Origin of the sequence: uncultured Thiodictyon sp. (assembly GCF_903828115.1) — a bacterium.
Taxonomy (GTDB): domain Bacteria; phylum Pseudomonadota; class Gammaproteobacteria; order Chromatiales; family Chromatiaceae; genus Thiodictyon.
This window is the reverse complement of record NZ_CAIKKU010000177.1, coordinates 20,149-35,283: the sequence shown is the minus strand read 5'-3', so window position 1 is coordinate 35,283 and position 15,135 is coordinate 20,149. Positions and strand designations below refer to the sequence as shown.

The 15,135-nt window shown below is 67.3% G+C and carries 15 protein-coding genes and 1 pseudogene; 8 read left to right on the top strand and 8 right to left on the bottom strand.

Annotated elements, in window-relative coordinates; genetic code table 11:
* Positions 1-811 precede the first annotated feature (811 nt).
* The 3 genes and pseudogenes from QZY48_RS06405 (at position 812) to QZY48_RS06395 (ending at position 3,640) form a co-directional block, all read left to right on the top strand.
* Positions 812-2,945, top strand: a pseudogene (locus QZY48_RS06405) (YgiQ family radical SAM protein).
* 162 nt (positions 2,946-3,107) lie between these two features.
* Positions 3,108-3,371, top strand: coding sequence for a ribbon-helix-helix protein, CopG family (locus tag QZY48_RS06400; protein WP_295429172.1), 264 nt, complete (start codon positions 3,108-3,110; stop codon positions 3,369-3,371).
* Complete coding sequence (locus QZY48_RS06395) at positions 3,371-3,640, top strand: type II toxin-antitoxin system RelE/ParE family toxin (RefSeq protein ID WP_295429170.1); 270 nt, start codon at positions 3,371-3,373, stop codon at positions 3,638-3,640. The genes QZY48_RS06400 and QZY48_RS06395 overlap by 1 nt, the downstream gene beginning before the upstream one ends.
* 22 nt (positions 3,641-3,662) lie before the next feature.
* Here the strand turns inward: QZY48_RS06395 and QZY48_RS06390 are convergent, their stop codons facing one another.
* The 5 genes from QZY48_RS06390 to QZY48_RS06370 form a co-directional block, all read right to left on the bottom strand.
* Positions 3,663-3,830, bottom strand: a complete 168-nt coding sequence (locus QZY48_RS06390; protein WP_295429167.1) for a hypothetical protein — start codon at positions 3,828-3,830, stop codon at positions 3,663-3,665.
* Positions 3,831-3,915: 85 nt separating this feature from the next.
* Positions 3,916-5,244: a BPSS1780 family membrane protein gene (locus QZY48_RS06385; protein ID WP_295429165.1), complete on the bottom strand. Its 1,329-nt coding sequence runs from the start codon at positions 5,242-5,244 to the stop codon at positions 3,916-3,918.
* Complete coding sequence (locus QZY48_RS06380) at positions 5,193-5,372, bottom strand: hypothetical protein (RefSeq protein ID WP_295429163.1); 180 nt, start codon at positions 5,370-5,372, stop codon at positions 5,193-5,195. Before QZY48_RS06380 ends, QZY48_RS06385 begins: the two co-directional genes overlap by 52 nt.
* A 168-nt stretch (positions 5,373-5,540) precedes the next feature.
* Positions 5,541-7,478, bottom strand: a complete 1,938-nt coding sequence (locus tag QZY48_RS06375; protein ID WP_295429161.1) for an SEC-C metal-binding domain-containing protein — start codon at positions 7,476-7,478, stop codon at positions 5,541-5,543.
* Between the two features lie 77 nt (positions 7,479-7,555).
* Entirely contained in the window at positions 7,556-7,759 is a 204-nt protein-coding gene (locus QZY48_RS06370) for a hypothetical protein (RefSeq protein WP_295429158.1), read from the bottom strand.
* Positions 7,760-7,814: 55 nt separating this feature from the next.
* Between QZY48_RS06370 and nadA the strand changes: the two genes are divergently transcribed.
* The gene (gene nadA / locus QZY48_RS06365) at positions 7,815-8,861 is read left to right on the top strand and encodes a quinolinate synthase NadA (RefSeq protein WP_295429155.1); all 1,047 of its coding nucleotides are present in this window, start codon (positions 7,815-7,817) and stop codon (positions 8,859-8,861) included.
* A 117-nt stretch (positions 8,862-8,978) separates the two neighbouring features.
* On the opposite strand, the gene QZY48_RS06360 is transcribed toward nadA, so the two are convergent.
* Complete coding sequence (locus tag QZY48_RS06360; protein WP_295429152.1) at positions 8,979-9,299, bottom strand: DUF1840 domain-containing protein; 321 nt, start codon at positions 9,297-9,299, stop codon at positions 8,979-8,981.
* 186 nt (positions 9,300-9,485) lie between these two features.
* On the opposite strand from QZY48_RS06360, the gene QZY48_RS06355 reads away from it, so the two are divergent.
* Positions 9,486-10,376: a hypothetical protein gene (locus QZY48_RS06355; RefSeq protein WP_295429149.1), complete on the top strand. Its 891-nt coding sequence runs from the start codon at positions 9,486-9,488 to the stop codon at positions 10,374-10,376.
* Here the strand turns inward: QZY48_RS06355 and QZY48_RS06350 are convergent.
* Entirely contained in the window at positions 10,370-10,531 is a 162-nt protein-coding gene (locus QZY48_RS06350) for a hypothetical protein (RefSeq protein ID WP_295429147.1), read from the bottom strand. The genes QZY48_RS06355 and QZY48_RS06350 overlap by 7 nt on opposite strands.
* Positions 10,532-11,009: 478 nt before the next feature.
* Between QZY48_RS06350 and QZY48_RS06345 the strand changes: the two genes are divergently transcribed.
* Positions 11,010-12,683 carry a glutamine--tRNA ligase/YqeY domain fusion protein gene (locus QZY48_RS06345; RefSeq protein ID WP_295429145.1) on the top strand — a complete coding sequence of 558 codons (1,674 nt, stop codon included), beginning with the start codon at positions 11,010-11,012 and terminating at the stop codon, positions 12,681-12,683.
* Positions 12,684-12,805: 122 nt separating this feature from the next.
* Here QZY48_RS06345 and QZY48_RS06340 read toward each other — a convergent pair whose 3' ends face one another.
* Positions 12,806-13,318, bottom strand: a complete 513-nt coding sequence (locus tag QZY48_RS06340) for a Uma2 family endonuclease (protein ID WP_295429144.1) — start codon at positions 13,316-13,318, stop codon at positions 12,806-12,808.
* Between the two features lie 433 nt (positions 13,319-13,751).
* On the opposite strand from QZY48_RS06340, the gene QZY48_RS06335 reads away from it, so the two are divergent.
* A complete protein-coding gene (locus tag QZY48_RS06335; protein WP_295429143.1) occupies positions 13,752-14,390 on the top strand; it encodes a carbonic anhydrase in 639 nt (212 codons plus the stop codon).
* Between the two features lie 34 nt (positions 14,391-14,424).
* Positions 14,425-15,123 (top strand): ERCC4 domain-containing protein, encoded by a 699-nt coding sequence (locus tag QZY48_RS06330; protein ID WP_295429142.1) that lies wholly within the window; start codon positions 14,425-14,427, stop codon positions 15,121-15,123.
* Positions 15,124-15,135 lie beyond the last annotated feature (12 nt).

The window sequence follows — 15,135 nt, the reverse complement described above, 5'->3', positions numbered from 1 at the left end:
TGTCGTAATCGTGGTCGGATTATTCGATTACGACAACGACAACGACAACGTACCCGGGATCTCGGTCACCACACCAGTTCCGATCGCACCCTGCCGCTAGTACCGCGACGCGCAGATCCCGATACCAATGGAGAATATCCGTGAGTTTCGGAAATGGACAGGATTAACAGGATACTGGTATCGCGCTTCGCGGTACGCGGCCGGTGGTCCGCACAGCGGACCCTACGGCGACCGCAGAGGGCGCTGCGTTCAGGGCCGGCACAAAAAAGAAAAGCCATCACAACCCGAAGGTTGGATGGCAGATACGGCTGGCGGGCCTGATGCGTGCGTCCTCGGCGTATTGTATTACCTAGCTGTTTGCCGGGGGCCCGTGGTGCTCGCATAAGTCATCCCTGTCCCGGTGGTCGCGAGTTCGGCCGGTCCGAAACCCGGGTCCTTGCGACTCTTCGGTTTTTTCACTGTGCGTCTGGTCATGGCCTTCATTGCTGTGCGTTTGCTGCTTGGCGAGGCCGCTGTGCGTCCGACCCTGGTGCTGCTCGCGTCGCTTTGATTCTTCCTGCTTGCCGGAAGATGAGCAGGCATCGTGCCAACTATCAATAACTATGAAAAACAGCCAGATAACATTGCGTGGGTGGATTTAATCAATTGCATCCCGAGAATGAGGACGATTTTGCGTCTCAGGGTCCGAGGGATGCCGGACCACTCGCAAGACGCGATGAAGAATGCGAATGTTCAGGCAGCGCACGCAGGGTTGCAGCCTCCGGCCCGGGTCTACAATGACGGGCTTTCCCGCACCTAGGCGACCGCTATCGTGGACCAAGCACCGGATATCTTTTCCCATCGCAGGCACTGGGCGCACAAGCTCGGGACCGCCCCCGAACTGCCCATGTCGCGGGCGCAGATGGAGTTGCTCGGCTGGGACGCCTGCGACTGCATCATCGTCACCGGCGACGCCTATGTGGACCACCCGTCCTTCGGGATGGCGATCATCGGCCGCCTGCTGGAGGCGCAGGGGTTTCGGGTCGGCATCATCAGCCAGCCGGACTGGACCTCGGTGGCCGATTTCCGGCGTCTGGGGGCCCCGACGCTCTTCTTCGGTATCACCGCCGGCAACATGGACAGCATGGTCAACCGCTACACCGCGGACCGGCGGGTACGCTCGGACGACGCCTACACCCCGGACGGCGCCGCCGGGCGGCGCCCGGACCGCTCGGTCACCGTCTATGCCCAGCGGGCGCGCGAGGCCTACCCGGGGGTCCCCATCATCATCGGCGGGATCGAGGCCAGCCTGCGGCGCATTGCCCACTATGACCACTGGTCGGAGAAGGTGCGCCGCGCCGCCCTGGTGGACGCCAAGGCGGATCTCCTGATCTTCGGCAACGCCGAGCGCGCCCTGGTGGAGACGGCCCACCGCCTCGCCCGCGGCGAGCCTATCGCCGACCTCCGCGACCTGCGCGGCACCGGCTTCATGGTGCGCGGGATACCCGCGGGCTGGACCGAGATCGATTCGAGCCGGATCGACCCACCGGGCCCGGTGGAGCCCCATCCCGACCCCTATGCCGCGGCGGCGCCGGGCTGCGCATCCACCCAGGCCGCGGCCGAAGCCGAAGCCGTCCCTATCCAGTTCCACCACCGCCCCCGCCACCTGGATCGGGGCCGCACCGTCGTGCGCCTGCCGTCCTACGAGCAGGTGCGCGACGACCCGGTGCTCTACGCCCACGCCTCCCGGGTCTTCCACCAGGAGACCAATCCCGGCAACGCCCGCGCCCTGATCCAGGGCCACGGCGACCGGGCGGTCTGGCTCAATCCCCCCCCCCATCCCGCTCACCACCGCGGAACTGGACCGGGTCTATGAACTGCCCTACAGCCGCCGCCCCCATTCGGGCTACGGCACCGCACCCATCCCCGCCTGGGAGATGATCCGCTTCTCGGTGAATATCCTGCGCGGCTGCTTCGGCGGCTGCACCTTCTGCTCCATCACCGAACACGAGGGACGGATCATCCAGAGCCGCAGCCAGGCCTCCATCCTGCGCGAGATCGAGGAGGTCCGCGACCGCACCCCGGGCTTCACCGGCACCGTCTCGGACTTGGGCGGCCCCACCGCCAACATGTGGCGGCTCGCCTGCCGCGACCGGGCGATCGAGTCCGCCTGCCGCAAGCCTTCCTGCGTCTACCCGACCATTTGTGCGAACCTGAATACGGACCATGGCCCCCTGATTGAGCTCTATCGGGCGGCGCGCCGGGTTTCCGGCATCAAGCGGGTGCTGATCGCCTCGGGGCTGCGCTACGATCTGGCGGTGCGCTCACCCGACTACATCCGGGAACTGGTCACCCACCACGTCGGCGGCTATCTCAAGATCGCCCCGGAACACACCGAGCCCGGGCCCCTGTCGAAGATGATGAAGCCCGGCATCGGCACCTATGACCGCTTCAAGTCGCTGTTCGACAAATTCTCCAAAGCGGCGGGCAAGGAGCAATACCTGATCCCCTATTTCATCTCCGCCCATCCGGGGACCAGCGATGAAGACATGCTCAATCTCGCCCTGTGGCTGAAGAAAAACGGCTTCCGGCCGGACGCCGTCCAGGCCTTCCTGCCCACCCCCATGGCGATCGCGTCGGCCATGTACCATACCGGCCGCAACCCCTTAAAGCGCATCACCCGGGACGGTGAACGGGTCAGCGTGGTGCGCGGCCAGCGCCAGCGGCGCCTGCACAAGGCCTTCCTGCGCTATCACGACCCGGAGAACTGGCCGCTGCTGCGCGCGGCACTCAAGGCAATGGGCCGCGCCGACCTGATCGGCAACGGCAAGCGACACCTGATCCCCGCCTTCCAACCGGCCGGGACCGGCCTGAGCCCGGAGGGACGGCGCCGCGCCGGCCCGTCCATGGCCCCCGGCGGCACTACCGCCATGCGGCCGGTGCGCCCTGGCAAGCGCCTACGCTAGCAGCGAAAACGGCCATCGACCCTTGAAGTCTTGGGGTGCTCCGCAGACAATTTTTGCGGCACAGGCGCGCGAGTGGCGGTTTGCATTGCCGCGAGCCGGAGTTCCGATCAACCGCATCCGCACATACAATGTCACGCATCAGATCCCCCGGAGAGAACCCCGATGAGCATGACCAGCGTCCAGGTGTCGGACGACATGATGAAGCGACTGGAGTCCACTGCCACCCGCCTGCGGCGCTCCACGGGGAGGGTCATCAACGATGCCTTGCGCGAGTACCTGGAGCGCGAGGAGCAGCGCACCCAACGCCTCGCGGAGACCCGTGCGGCCTTGGACGAGCTGCAAGCCGGAGCGGTCATCGAAGGTGAAGAAGTGATGGCGTGGCTGGACAGTTGGGGCAGTCCCGCTGAGCGGGAGCCGCCGCTCTGATGCAGCTTCGGTTTACCCGGAGCGCGACCCGCGATCTGACGCGGCTGCGAGACTTCATCGCCCGACACGATCCCGGGGCCGCTGCCCGCGTGAGCAAGCGCCTGGGCCGACTCATCCGCCTCCTGAAAGATCAGCCCGCGCTCGGTCAGGCCGTGGAAGAGCTTGTCGATACCCGGGATCTCGTAGCCGGGGACTATGTCGTGCGCTACACCGTGCAAGGGGATCATGTCGTGGTGCTGCGCATCTGGCACGGCCGCGAGCAGCGGTGATCTGCCCTGGGGGACATCCCAATCAAGATTGCGGAGCACCGGTGCGTACCGTCATGTCATGGTTGTCGTTGTCGTTGTCGTTGTCGTTGTCGTTGTCGTTGCCGTTGCCGTTGCCGTTGTCGTTGTCGTTGTCGTTGTCGTTGTCGTTGTCGTAATCGAGGTTATCGTAGCGCCCTGGATTCTCTCGCACCCCAAATTGCATCGCTTCTCCGATTACGATTACGATTACGACAACGACAACGACAACGACCTTGTTCTTGACTCGTTACTTATGGTCACCGGTAACAATAGATATCGCGATACGCCATATAGGTCGCGATGATCAGCACCGGCACCAGTACGAATAGGGCCAGGCCCAGGGTCAAGATGCTGACCAGCGACAGACCCAGGGCCGCCAGGCCAAAGACCAGGAAAGGCAGGATGTTGCGCCAACAGCCTTGAAAACTGAGGGTGAAGGAGCGCAGAACCGGCACCTCGTTCAGGGCTACCAGGACCGGGGCGAAGAACGTGGCCATTCCCAGGGGGACGAACACCAGCAGTAAGAGCAAGACCGGCAGGAACACGAACACCATGTTCTCAGGTCCCAGCTGATTGGGATCGAAGCTCATGTGATCGATCCCGGCGATGAAATCCGGGCCGGCAAGCAGATACGCGGCGAGCGCCCCAAGCAGCGCTATGGCGAGCAGGAGCAGGACGGCCAACCCATACGTGGCGACGCCGACCAGGGCGAGGGACCCGGGATTACGCTGAAACCCCGCGAACAGGTGCGCGACCTGGAAGCCGCCGCCCTGTTGCTGGACCTGGGCGCCGATCATCAGGCCCCCGGTCAGGATGGGACCCAGCGCGATCATGAGGAGCCCGCCGAGGCCATAGGGCACCAGGTTGAGCACAATGGAGATCAGGACATAGACCAGGAAGGCGCCGATCCAGGCCCAGGGCCGACCCTTGAAGAGCCCCCAGGCTTCGCGCACCCAGCCCCAGCCACGGCCGGCGGACACCGCCCGCGGTGGGCGCAGGGCCGCCCCGCGCCCACCGATCGCGGGCGGGGTCAGGTCCGCCGCGGGCGGGGCATAGGGGTTGTCGCCGTGGGCCGCGCCCGCCCCGCTCGCCTGTTCGGCGCGCCGGGCGAGATAACGCTCCACCACCAGCCCGCACGCCTGGCAGACCCCCGTGACGGGGGAGACCGTGGGCTGCCGACACTTGGGGCAGCGTGACCAGTCGGCGGCCAGGCCCGAGGCGGGTGCCGAGGCCGGTTGCGAGAGCAGTTGCGAGGTGGGCGTGTCGTCGTAGTACGAGGCCATTTCGCTGTGGCCGATGTCGATGCTCGGGGTCAGATCAACCGACAGTTGCGACGTCGGGGGCGGGCTCTCGGGCTGGGGCTCCAGCACGATCAGGAGACCGACCTTCTTGAGCGCGGCGCTGTAGCGTTGCGCCTTGGCCTGATCCAGGCCGCGCTTGAGCACGGTGCGGCTGCCGCCCAGGACGATCTCCCGGGCGCGCTGTTCGCGCACCCGAAAGCGCTTGACGAAGGCCGCGACGATCTGCTCGGCGGTCAGCCCGGGGAGCGTTTCACCGTTGAAGACGATGCGGTAAAGGGTTTCCATCGTGCTTGCATTGCCTCTGGGGTTGAGTAACGAATCGAGAACAAGTTGAACACAATCGTTGTCGTTGTCTCGTTGTCGTTGTCGTTGTCGTTGTCGTTGTCGTAGTCGTAGTCGGAGAAGCGATGCACTTTGGGGTGCGAGAGAATCCGGGACGCTGCGATAACGTCGATTACGACAACGACAACGACAACGACAACGAAAATGGCGCTCCAGGCAGTCCCTGACGAAACGGTTTAATTTAATTGGTAAACCGTTCCCGAGTAGGCCAAAGGGCCGCGCCGGCCCGGCGCCCCGGGTCAGGCGGTGACCCGCTTGAGCCAGCGCAGGATGCCGGGCTCGGCCTCCCAGACGTCGCGCATGGCCTCCCGATACATCCAGGCCTGGTCCTCGCCGCCCGGGGTGACCCCGAGCGGGCTGAGGCGCGGCCGCTTGATGCGTTTGCGGGTCAGATAGCGGGGGATGCGCGGCAGCCGGTCGACCGCGGTCCCCAGGGCGGCCCGCGCGCGCTCCTGTTCGCCCATCCGATACAGGGCCAGGACCTCGCCGTAGGCCAGGTCCGCCAGCAGATCGTCCGGGAAGCGGCGCACCAGGGCCAGCGCCCGCTGGTCCTCACCGGTGCGCAGGTAGTGGTTCATGAGTTCGGCCCGCACCCCATGATTGTCCTGCGGATTGAGCCGCAGCAGGGCCTCCATGGTGAGCGCCGCGGCCTGGGGCTGGCCTTCATCGAGCTGACACAGGTAGCGCCGGAACAGCAGCCGCAACGCCGGCCGGTTGCGCTCCCGCGTCCAGGGCAGGTGGTAGGAGACCTCCGGCGGCAGGGTGCAGGTGACGAGCGCCCAGGCCCGGTCCACCAGGGGCCGCAGCAGGGCGTGGGCGATCCAGGGCAGCGCGCTCTCCGGGTGTTCGTACAGGGCCGACGCCAGGTCGTCCAGGCACTCCAGGCTGTCGGCCGCCTCCGGATGGCCGAGCAGGTAGTCGCTCCACTCGGCGGACAGCCAGACGCGCCCCTCATCGCCCAGGGTCAACTGGGTGGATTGCGGCTTGCCGCCGGGGAAGAGCTCACGCCACAGGGTCTCCAGACGCCGCACCGCCGGGGGCGGGCGCAACTCGGCGGGGATGCTGTAGACCATCAGGGGACGGCGTCGCACCAACCCCTGCCCGTCGTCGAACAGGGGGAGTTGGCCCGCTGCCTCGACCTCCCGCGCCGGACGCACCGGAGCCACCCGATAGGTCGGCAGGGGCCGGGCGGTCGCCACCGCCACCCAGTCGTGCAGGTCCAGGAGGATCGGGTCCAGCGCGTCGGCATGGCTGTCGACCAAAGCCTCCTGGGGGTCTTTGACGGCCTGGGCCAGGAAGTCCATGAACCCCTCCTCCCGGTACCCGACGCGGCGCAGCCGATGCAGCCAGAAGCGCGCCCGCGCCCGTGCCAGATCGTCCTTGTGCTGGGCGGCGAGCAGGGTAATCTCCAACAAGGCGGTGCCGGGGTTGTCCGGGTCGCTGCGCAGCGCCGCGGCGAAAGCGCGCTCGGCGCCCGCGAAGTCCCCCTCGTCGAGGTACATGGTACTGCGCCGCTGCCAGGCGGCGGCCTGCAGCGCGCGGCTGCCCTCGTGGCAGAGGCGCTCCAGGAAGGCGAGCTTTTTGCGCCAGTGATCGAGCCGGTCATAGGCGTCGCACAGCACGTCGAAGGCCGGCTCGTAGTCACCGTCCAGGTCCGCCAGGGGGCCGGCAAAGACCGGCTCCAGCAGGGTCACGGCGCGCCCGGGCCGGTCCTGCTCCAGCCAGCGGTCTGCCAGGCGGGCGAGCAGGGGACTGGGGATGGCCCCCGAGTCAAGGGCCTCTTTGAGCGCCCGCTCGGGAAGTTCGTCGAGCAGCAACTCCCAGATCAGTTCGCTGGAGAGCTCCGGCAGGTCATCGACACCGCCGCAGCAATCGCGGTAGCGCTGCCCCGACCCGCAGGGACAGGGCGCCTCGGGCAGGGGACAGGGCAGCGGCTGCGTACTGAATCCCAGCGCCGGGCGCGGGGTGGCGTTCCAGATGGAGGTCGCGAGCAGTTGGGCCAGGCGCCTGATCTCAACCACGTCAAGCTCATGGTCATACAGCCCGAGCAAGTCCGGGATCTCCGCTTCGGCCCAGGTGAGGAAGGCCTGCGGGGTGGCCCCGCCGATGATATGACGCACCGCGAGCAGGATGACCTGCTCAAAGCGTTCGGTGTCTGCGCTCTCATGGTGGAACATCTTACGTTCCTCCTGCTCAGGTGGCGATCCGATAGCGCTCAAGTAGGATTCGGACGTCATCGTTCTCACCTTGGATTCTACCCCGGTTGGGGGCCTTCGTGTCGACCGGAGGTCAGGCCGCCGACCAGAGCAGGCACGGACCGGGCGTCGTTGTCGTTGTCGTTGTCGAACAATCCGATCACGACAACGACAACGACAACGATCAGGACAGCGTAGCCGCGGCCGCTCCTATGGGGGGCCGGACCTCCCCGGGGCTCAGCCACAGGCGCAGGTCGGTGCATAATGGGCCTATTCCAATGCCTGCCGGAACCACCGGCCCCCGCCGAGCACCACTTCATGAGCAGCACCCCCGTCACCGCGCCCCCCCGCCCCCCGCTCCCGGTCCCGCCCCACCCCCAGTGGCCGGCGTTGAGCGCGGGCGAGACGGACGCACTCAAGGCGCGCATCGCCGCCCTGCTGGCCGCCCAGGGCGCCGTCCTGGTCGCCCACTATTACACCGACGCCGACCTGCAGGCCCTGGCCGAGGAGACCGGCGGCTGTGTCGCCGATTCGCTGGAGATGGCCCGCTTCGGCGCGGCCAGTGAGGCCCGCACCCTGGTGGTCTGCGGGGTCCGCTTCATGGGTGAGACGGCCAAGATCCTGAACCCCGAGAAGCGGGTGCTGATGCCCGACCTGAAGGCGACCTGCTCACTGGACGAGGGCTGCCCGGCGGACACCTTTGCCGCCTTCTGCGACGCCTACCCGGACCACACGGTCGTGGTCTATGCCAATACCAGCGCCCGGGTGAAGGCGCGGGCCGACTGGGTGGTCACCTCCAGCATCGCGCTGCCGATCGTCAGGCACCTGAAGGCACAGGGACAGAAGGTCCTCTGGGCGCCGGACAAGCACCTGGGCCACTATATCGAGCGCCAGACCGGGGCCGACATGCTGCTGTGGGACGCGGCATGTGTCGTCCACGAGGAGTTCAAGTCCTTTGCCCTGGAGCGGGTGCGCCGGCTGCACCCCAAGGCGGCGGTGCTGGTGCACCCGGAGGCCCCGGACGAGGTCGTGGACCAGGCCGATGTGGTGGGTTCGACCACGCAGTTGATCCGGGCCGTGGTGGACCTGCCCAACCAGGAGTTCATCGTCGCCACCGACGCGGGCATCTTCTGGAAGATGCACCAGCTCGCCCCCCACAAGACCCTGATCGCGGCGCCGACGGCCGGTGAGGGCGCCACCTGCGAGAGCTGCGCCCATTGCCCCTGGATGGCCATGAATGCGCTGCAAAGCCTGGAGCGCGTCCTGCTCACCCAGGATCAGGAGATCACGATCGACGAGGCCGTGCGTCAAGCCGCCGTGATCCCGATCCAGCGCATGTTGGACTTTGCCCGGACCCATGCGTAGGGAACAACGCCCAGCGGTTGCGCCATCTCTCGGCGCCGCCCTGACGGTTCGATCGCACACGACAAATACCTGGGTGCCCGGTCACGATCGCGGTAAAGCCTTGACCGCCGGTGCGCCCTACGGGGTATCCCACATCACGTTCTGGTCAGCCGCCGCGGCGTCTTCGAGGAGCTTGACCAGCGGCAGGGCGCGGTGGCCCAGGCTCACATGGCGTTCTTCCCCATGGTCTTTGGCGGCGGGCTCGCCCGCGGGGTCGAGCGGCAGGTCCGCCTGCTCGGCGACGACCTGGCGCAGCCGCTCCAGCGCGGCCGGCACGTCGGCCGCCAGCAGGGCCCCCGGCACGGTGCCGCTCAAGCCCATGAGCTTCAGCAGGGTGACCGCCACCTCGCCGAACATGGTGATGTTGGCATGGGCCTGGGTTTCAAAGGTCACGAGCATGGGAGCCTCCTCGAGTCGTCGGTCGCGGCCGGGTCGGCCGCTCTCCTACTGTAGCAAAGCCTGGCCGCGCGGTCCGCGGCGTTCGGTCGGCCCTCAAGTCCTGGGCCGGGCACCGACGGCCAATACATAAATGTCAGTTCTGATCCTCAGCGGCCCGAGCAGGGCACCGGCAGCAGGAGAGACCCCATGAGCGGCATCCCGGAGACCCGGACCCTTTACGACCTGCTGCCCCCGAAGAGCGCCGCCAGCGGCAAGGAGTTCGCCCGTGTCGTCAACCTGCTGTTGTTCCACGACGCCCGCCGCCGGGGCGAGAACCTGACGCTGTTCGACGACCGGGCCGGTGATTTCCGCGGTCTCGACGCCTTTCAGGCGAGTGCGCAAGGCATCGCGGTGGGCTATCAGCACAAGTTCTACCCGACGCCGCTCAGCGCCGACCATCGCAAGGACATCGAAGCATCCCTGCTCAAGACCCGTGACCAACTGAAGGAGCACAAGACAGGTCTCGCGAAATGGGTACTCGTGACCCCCCAGGACCCGGTCGAGTCCGCCACCCGCAAGGACGGCGGCGATGTCGCCTGGTTCTCCCGCCTGCGTGACAAGCACAAGCTCGCCTTCGAGCTGGAGCACTGGGGCCACACCCAGATCCAGTCACTCTTCATCCAGACCCCCGCCATCGGGCTTTATTACTATCCCGAACTCTTTGCCGACGGCACCGCCCGCCGCAAGACCATCCAACAGCAGCGCACCCGCTATGACCGGGCGCTGAAAAACGATCACGGCGGCATCGAGTTCGTCGGCATGTCGATGCGCAAGGACGAGGCGACCCGCAACGTGCCGATGGAGAACATCTTCATCCCACTCTGCGTGGTCGCCGAGGGGGCGGACGAGGACGACCGTGCGGTCGCCCGCCGCGACCCGCAGGAACTTCTCGCCCGCGGCGGGCGCCATGTCGTCCTCGGCGACCCCGGCTCCGGCAAGACCACCTTGCTGCGCTTTCTCGCCCTGGTAGGCCGCTCCGAGGCCCTGCAGCGACGCTATGTCCACCGGGCCGATGGCGAGGCGTTCAACTATCAGTAGGACGAGCGCCTGCCGATCCTGATCACCTCGCCACCGCCTTCATCGAGTTCGTCCAGGAACGCGCCGGGCTGCTGGTGGAGATCGGCGACCGCCAGTTCAGCTTCGTCCACCTTACCTTTCAGGCTGTGCGGACCTGACTGTCCGGGATAAGGCATTTATTCTGCTCTTCTTCGGAGAGGGATTAACCTCGGACCTTCGGGGCGAGCTCGCCGAGGACCTTGAGCGGCTACAAACGAGTAACGATGCCGCATTCCTTGAGTGAGTCTCTCGTTCCCTGGCGTCGCGGCTGGGCAAGTAGCCGCTGCCAGCCCAAGTCCCTGGAGTCCAAGGCTTCAGCCTTGGAGGGTGGCGCCAAGGCTGAAGCCTTGGACTCCAGATGCGTGCGCGCGGGGCCCAACCGTTTCCCGCTGACGGATTACCGTCCCCTCGCTACGGTCCTGACTCCGGAAGCTGACCGGTCGAGAGGTTTCCAAGTGAGCGTCGGCCGCGATTGGGCAGCCCCAAAACTTCCGCCGGGCGCAGCAGGTTCCATGCCGCTACTGCCCCCGTCGCGCCCCGGGGGCGCTAGAATAGCCCCCTCAAGGTCCAACGGACTCCCCTTGGCCCGTCCCTTTTCTGCCGACCCCGAGCATTATGACTGACCCCAACGATTCGCCGCGCAGCAATTTTATCCGTCAGATCATCGAGGAGGACCTAGCCGCCGGCCGCCACCAGCGCATCGCCACCCGTTTCCCGCCGGAGCCCAACGGGTATCTGCACATCGGGCACGCCAAGTCGATTTGTCTCAACTTCGGCCTGGCCCAGGACTACCCGGGGACCTGCAACCTGCGCTTTGACGACACCAACCCGAGCAAGGAAGACGAGGAGTTCGTCGACAGCATTCAGGCGGACGTGCGCTGGCTGGGGTATGACTGGGGCGACCGGCTCTATTTCGCCTCGGACTATTTCGAGCAGCTCTACGGCTTTGCGATCGAGCTGATCGGCAAGGGGCTCGCCTATGTCTGTGACCTCGACGCCGAGGAGGTCCGGCAGTACCGCGGCACCCTGACCGAGCCGGGCCGGGCGAGCCCCTGGCGCGACCGCCCCATCGCGGAGAACCTGGATCTGTTCACGCGCATGCGCGCCGGTGAGTTCCCGGACGGCGCCCGCAGCCTGCGCGCCCGCATCGACATGGCCTCCCCCAACATCAACCTGCGCGACCCGGTGCTCTACCGTATCCGCCACGGGGTGATCCATCACCAGACCGGCAGCCTCTGGTGCCTGTACCCGACCTACGACTACACCCACCCCATCTCCGACGCACTGGAGTGCATCACCCACTCCATCTGCACGCTCGAGTTCGAGGACCACCGCCCGCTCTACGACTGGTGCGTGGACCACGTCTCGGTTCCCTGCAAGCCGCGCCAGATCGAGTTCTCCCGGCTCAATCTGGAATACACGGTGATGAGCAAGCGGCTCCTGACCCAGCTCGTCAGCGAGGGGCACGTCAGCGGCTGGGATGACCCGCGGATGCCGACCATCGCCGGGCTGCGCCGCCGCGGCTACACGCCCGCCTCCATCCGCGACTTCTGCGAGCGCATCGGGGTGACCAAGGCCGACAACCGGGTGGAGATGGCGCTCCTGGAGAGCGCCATCCGCGACGACCTGGACGCCAGTGTCCCCCGGCGCATGGCGGTCCTGCGCCCGCTCAGGGTCGTCATCGAGAACATCCCGGAGGCGCAGGTCCAGGAGATGGCGGCCGACAACCACCCCAAGATCGCCGAGTTGGGGACGCGCCAGGTCCCCTTCGCACGCGAAATCGTGATCGACCGCAACGACTTCGCCGAGGAGCCGCCCAAGGGCTTCAAGCGCCTGGTCCCGGGGGGCGAGGTGCGGCTGCGCAACGCCTATGTGATCCGCTGCGAGCGGGTCATCAAGGACGCCGACGGGCAGGTCATTGAACTGCGCGCCACCGCGGACCTGGACACCCTGGGCCGCAACCCGGAGGGACGCAAGGTCAAGGGTGTCATCCACTGGGTCGCCGCCGCCCAAGGGGTGCCCTGCGAGGTGCGGCTCTATGACCGGCTGTGCAGTGTCCCGGTGCCGGGGGCGGGCGGCGGGAATTTCCTGGACGATCTCAATCCGCACTCGCTCACCGTGCTCACCGACGTACTGGTGGAGCCCTCGCTCGCCGGGGTGGCGCCCGGGGAGCGCTGCCAGTTCGAGCGCGAGGGCTATTTCGTCGCCGACGCGGACGGCACGCCGCAACGCCCGGTCTTCAATCTGACCGTGGGGCTCAAGGATACCTGGGGAAAGGCGCGGCGCTAGCGCGCATCGCTTGACTCCCGGGCGGGGGCACGCTGGTGCCAGACATTGCGGCTCCGGGAGGTAGCAACGCTGCGATGCGCGCTATGGTAAGGGGCTTTGGCGGGACGCTGCGCTGGACGATGTCATTGGGACCGCAGGCGGGCGAGCACCTCCTCGGCCGCCCGGGCGCGCGCTTCGGCCTGGCGCAACGCGGCTTGCGCGGTGTCGGCGCGCGAGGTTTCGGCCTGGGCCCGCCGTTCGGCTGCCTCCCGGGCCTGTCCCTCGGCCGCGGCCCGCCGCTCGGCCTCCTGCCAGCCGGGCACCACGAAGGCGCGGTAGACGGGATCATCGCGCAGGGTGTCGTGGTCGGGGCGGCGGCAGAGGTCGGTCAGGCGGAACGCAAACCCCGGCAGCACGCGCGAGTGGATCAGGCCCTGCGCGGGCGCGAGCGGGACATAGACCCCCGCGGCCGTGCGGGTGAAGAAGGCTTGACGCTCGGGCTCGCGGTGCAGGATGTAATACTCCGGGACGCCCCCGGCGGCATACTCAGCCTTCTTGACCACCGCGTCGCGCTCGCTGTCGGCGCGCTTCTTATCCGACAGTGCCTCGATGCAGAGTCGGACACGGGCTTCTCCTCCAGGCGGCCGTTGTTCCATTCGTAATGGAGGTCGGACTCGAGGTAGTAGGTGTTCCAGTACTCCTCCTCGGAGCAGCAGCGGCCGGCCTGGGAGGGGGGCCCGGCAGGCGGCGGAGCGGGCGTCCGGTCCAGTCGGCCCCGGCGCCCTTCGGCAAGGACGGTCTGAGACATAGATGTTGCCACGGGCAGTTACGGCCATTAACCCCAGTGTAGCACCCTGACCTGAAGTCGCGCGGCGACGGTGGTCGGCCGCGCGGTACCCGGCGCCGGGGCGCTCGCGACAGGTCGCCCGCAGCCTTGGCCCGCGTTCGCCTAAGGTCCGGAACATGGTCTACACTTCGCCCTCGATCGCGCGCAAGCGCCCGCTGACCAGCCGACGGATTGGACGCGCAGCGGGGCGCGGGCGAATAGTCGCCGCATCTTAGCGGTGGGAACGAAGATGAGAGGCAGCGATGATTTCGGCACTTGAGGCACTGGGGCGCCTGCGCGCGGGAAACCGGCGCTTTGTCGCGGGCGAACAGCGCCGCGAGCCACTCTTAAGTCATGCGCGGCGCGCTGAACTGGCGCAGGGGCAACGGCCCTTCGCGATCGTGCTGGGTTGTTCGGACTCGCGGGTGCCGGCGGAGCTCGTTTTCGACCAGGGTTTTGGTGACCTGTTCGTCATCCGGGTGGCGGGGAACATCGTGTCGCCGTCCCAGATCGGCAGCGTGGAGTTCGCGGCCGAGCGGTACCTCACCCGGCTGGTCGTGGTGCTCGGGCACTCGCAATGCGGGGCGGTACTCGCCACCGTGGAGGAGTTGCAGCGGCCGACGGCGAGCCAATCGCGCAACCTGCGTTCGATCGTGGACCGGGTCCGCCCATCCGTCGAGGGCTTGCTGAGGACCGAACTGCGGCACGACATGGAGGCACTGGTGCGGCATGCGGTGCGGGCCAACGTCGGCGTCTCGGTCAGCCATCTGCGGCACGGCTCGGAGATCCTGGAGCAACTGACCGAAGATGAGGGATTGATGGTCGTCGGTGCCGAGTATTCGCTGGCCACCGGGGTCGTCGAGTTCTTCAATGGGGTTCCGGCCGACGCGCACGCGCCCTGAGCGGCGACCGCTGTGCGCGCACCGATACCAGCCGATGGCCGCCAGTCAAACCTTTCGCGTCGTCGTCGATGACCGCGAAGCCGCCGGCGCGGTCTTGGAAACCCTGCGCCGCCGCACCGACGTGGTCACCCGGGTAGAGCGGCTGCCGCTCGGCGACTATCGGGTGGACGAGGCGCTGCTCTTCGAGCGCAAGACCCTGCCGGATCTCGTCGCCTCCATCAAGGACGGCCGGCTCTTTTCACAGGGGCTGCGGTTGGCGAATGCGCCGCTGCGCACGGCCCTGATTCTGGAAGGCACCACTCGCGACCTGGGCGAGTGCCGGATGCACCGCGAGGCGATCCAGGGTGCCCTGATCGCGCTGACCCTGTTCCTCGGTATCCCGTTGCTGCGCTCCATGGACCCGCAGGAGACCGCCGCACTGATGCTGTTCGCCGCGCGTCAGGCGCGCACCTTCGCCACCGGCGCTCTGCCCCGCAAAGGTCTGCGTCCGCGCGGCAAGGTGCGGGTGCAGCAGCACATCCTCCAGGGCCTGCCCGGCATCGGCCCGGCGCGCGCCAAAGGGCTGCTGGAGCGCTTCGGCACCATCGAGGCGGTGATGGCCGCCCCCGTGGCCGACCTGGCCACCGTGCCCGGGATCGGCGAGCGGACCGCGAAATTGATTCGCTGGGCGGTGGCGGAGAACGCGCCCACCTATCGCCCGGCGCAGGGGTCGAATCCCGATTGGCCGCTTTGATCCGCAAACCAA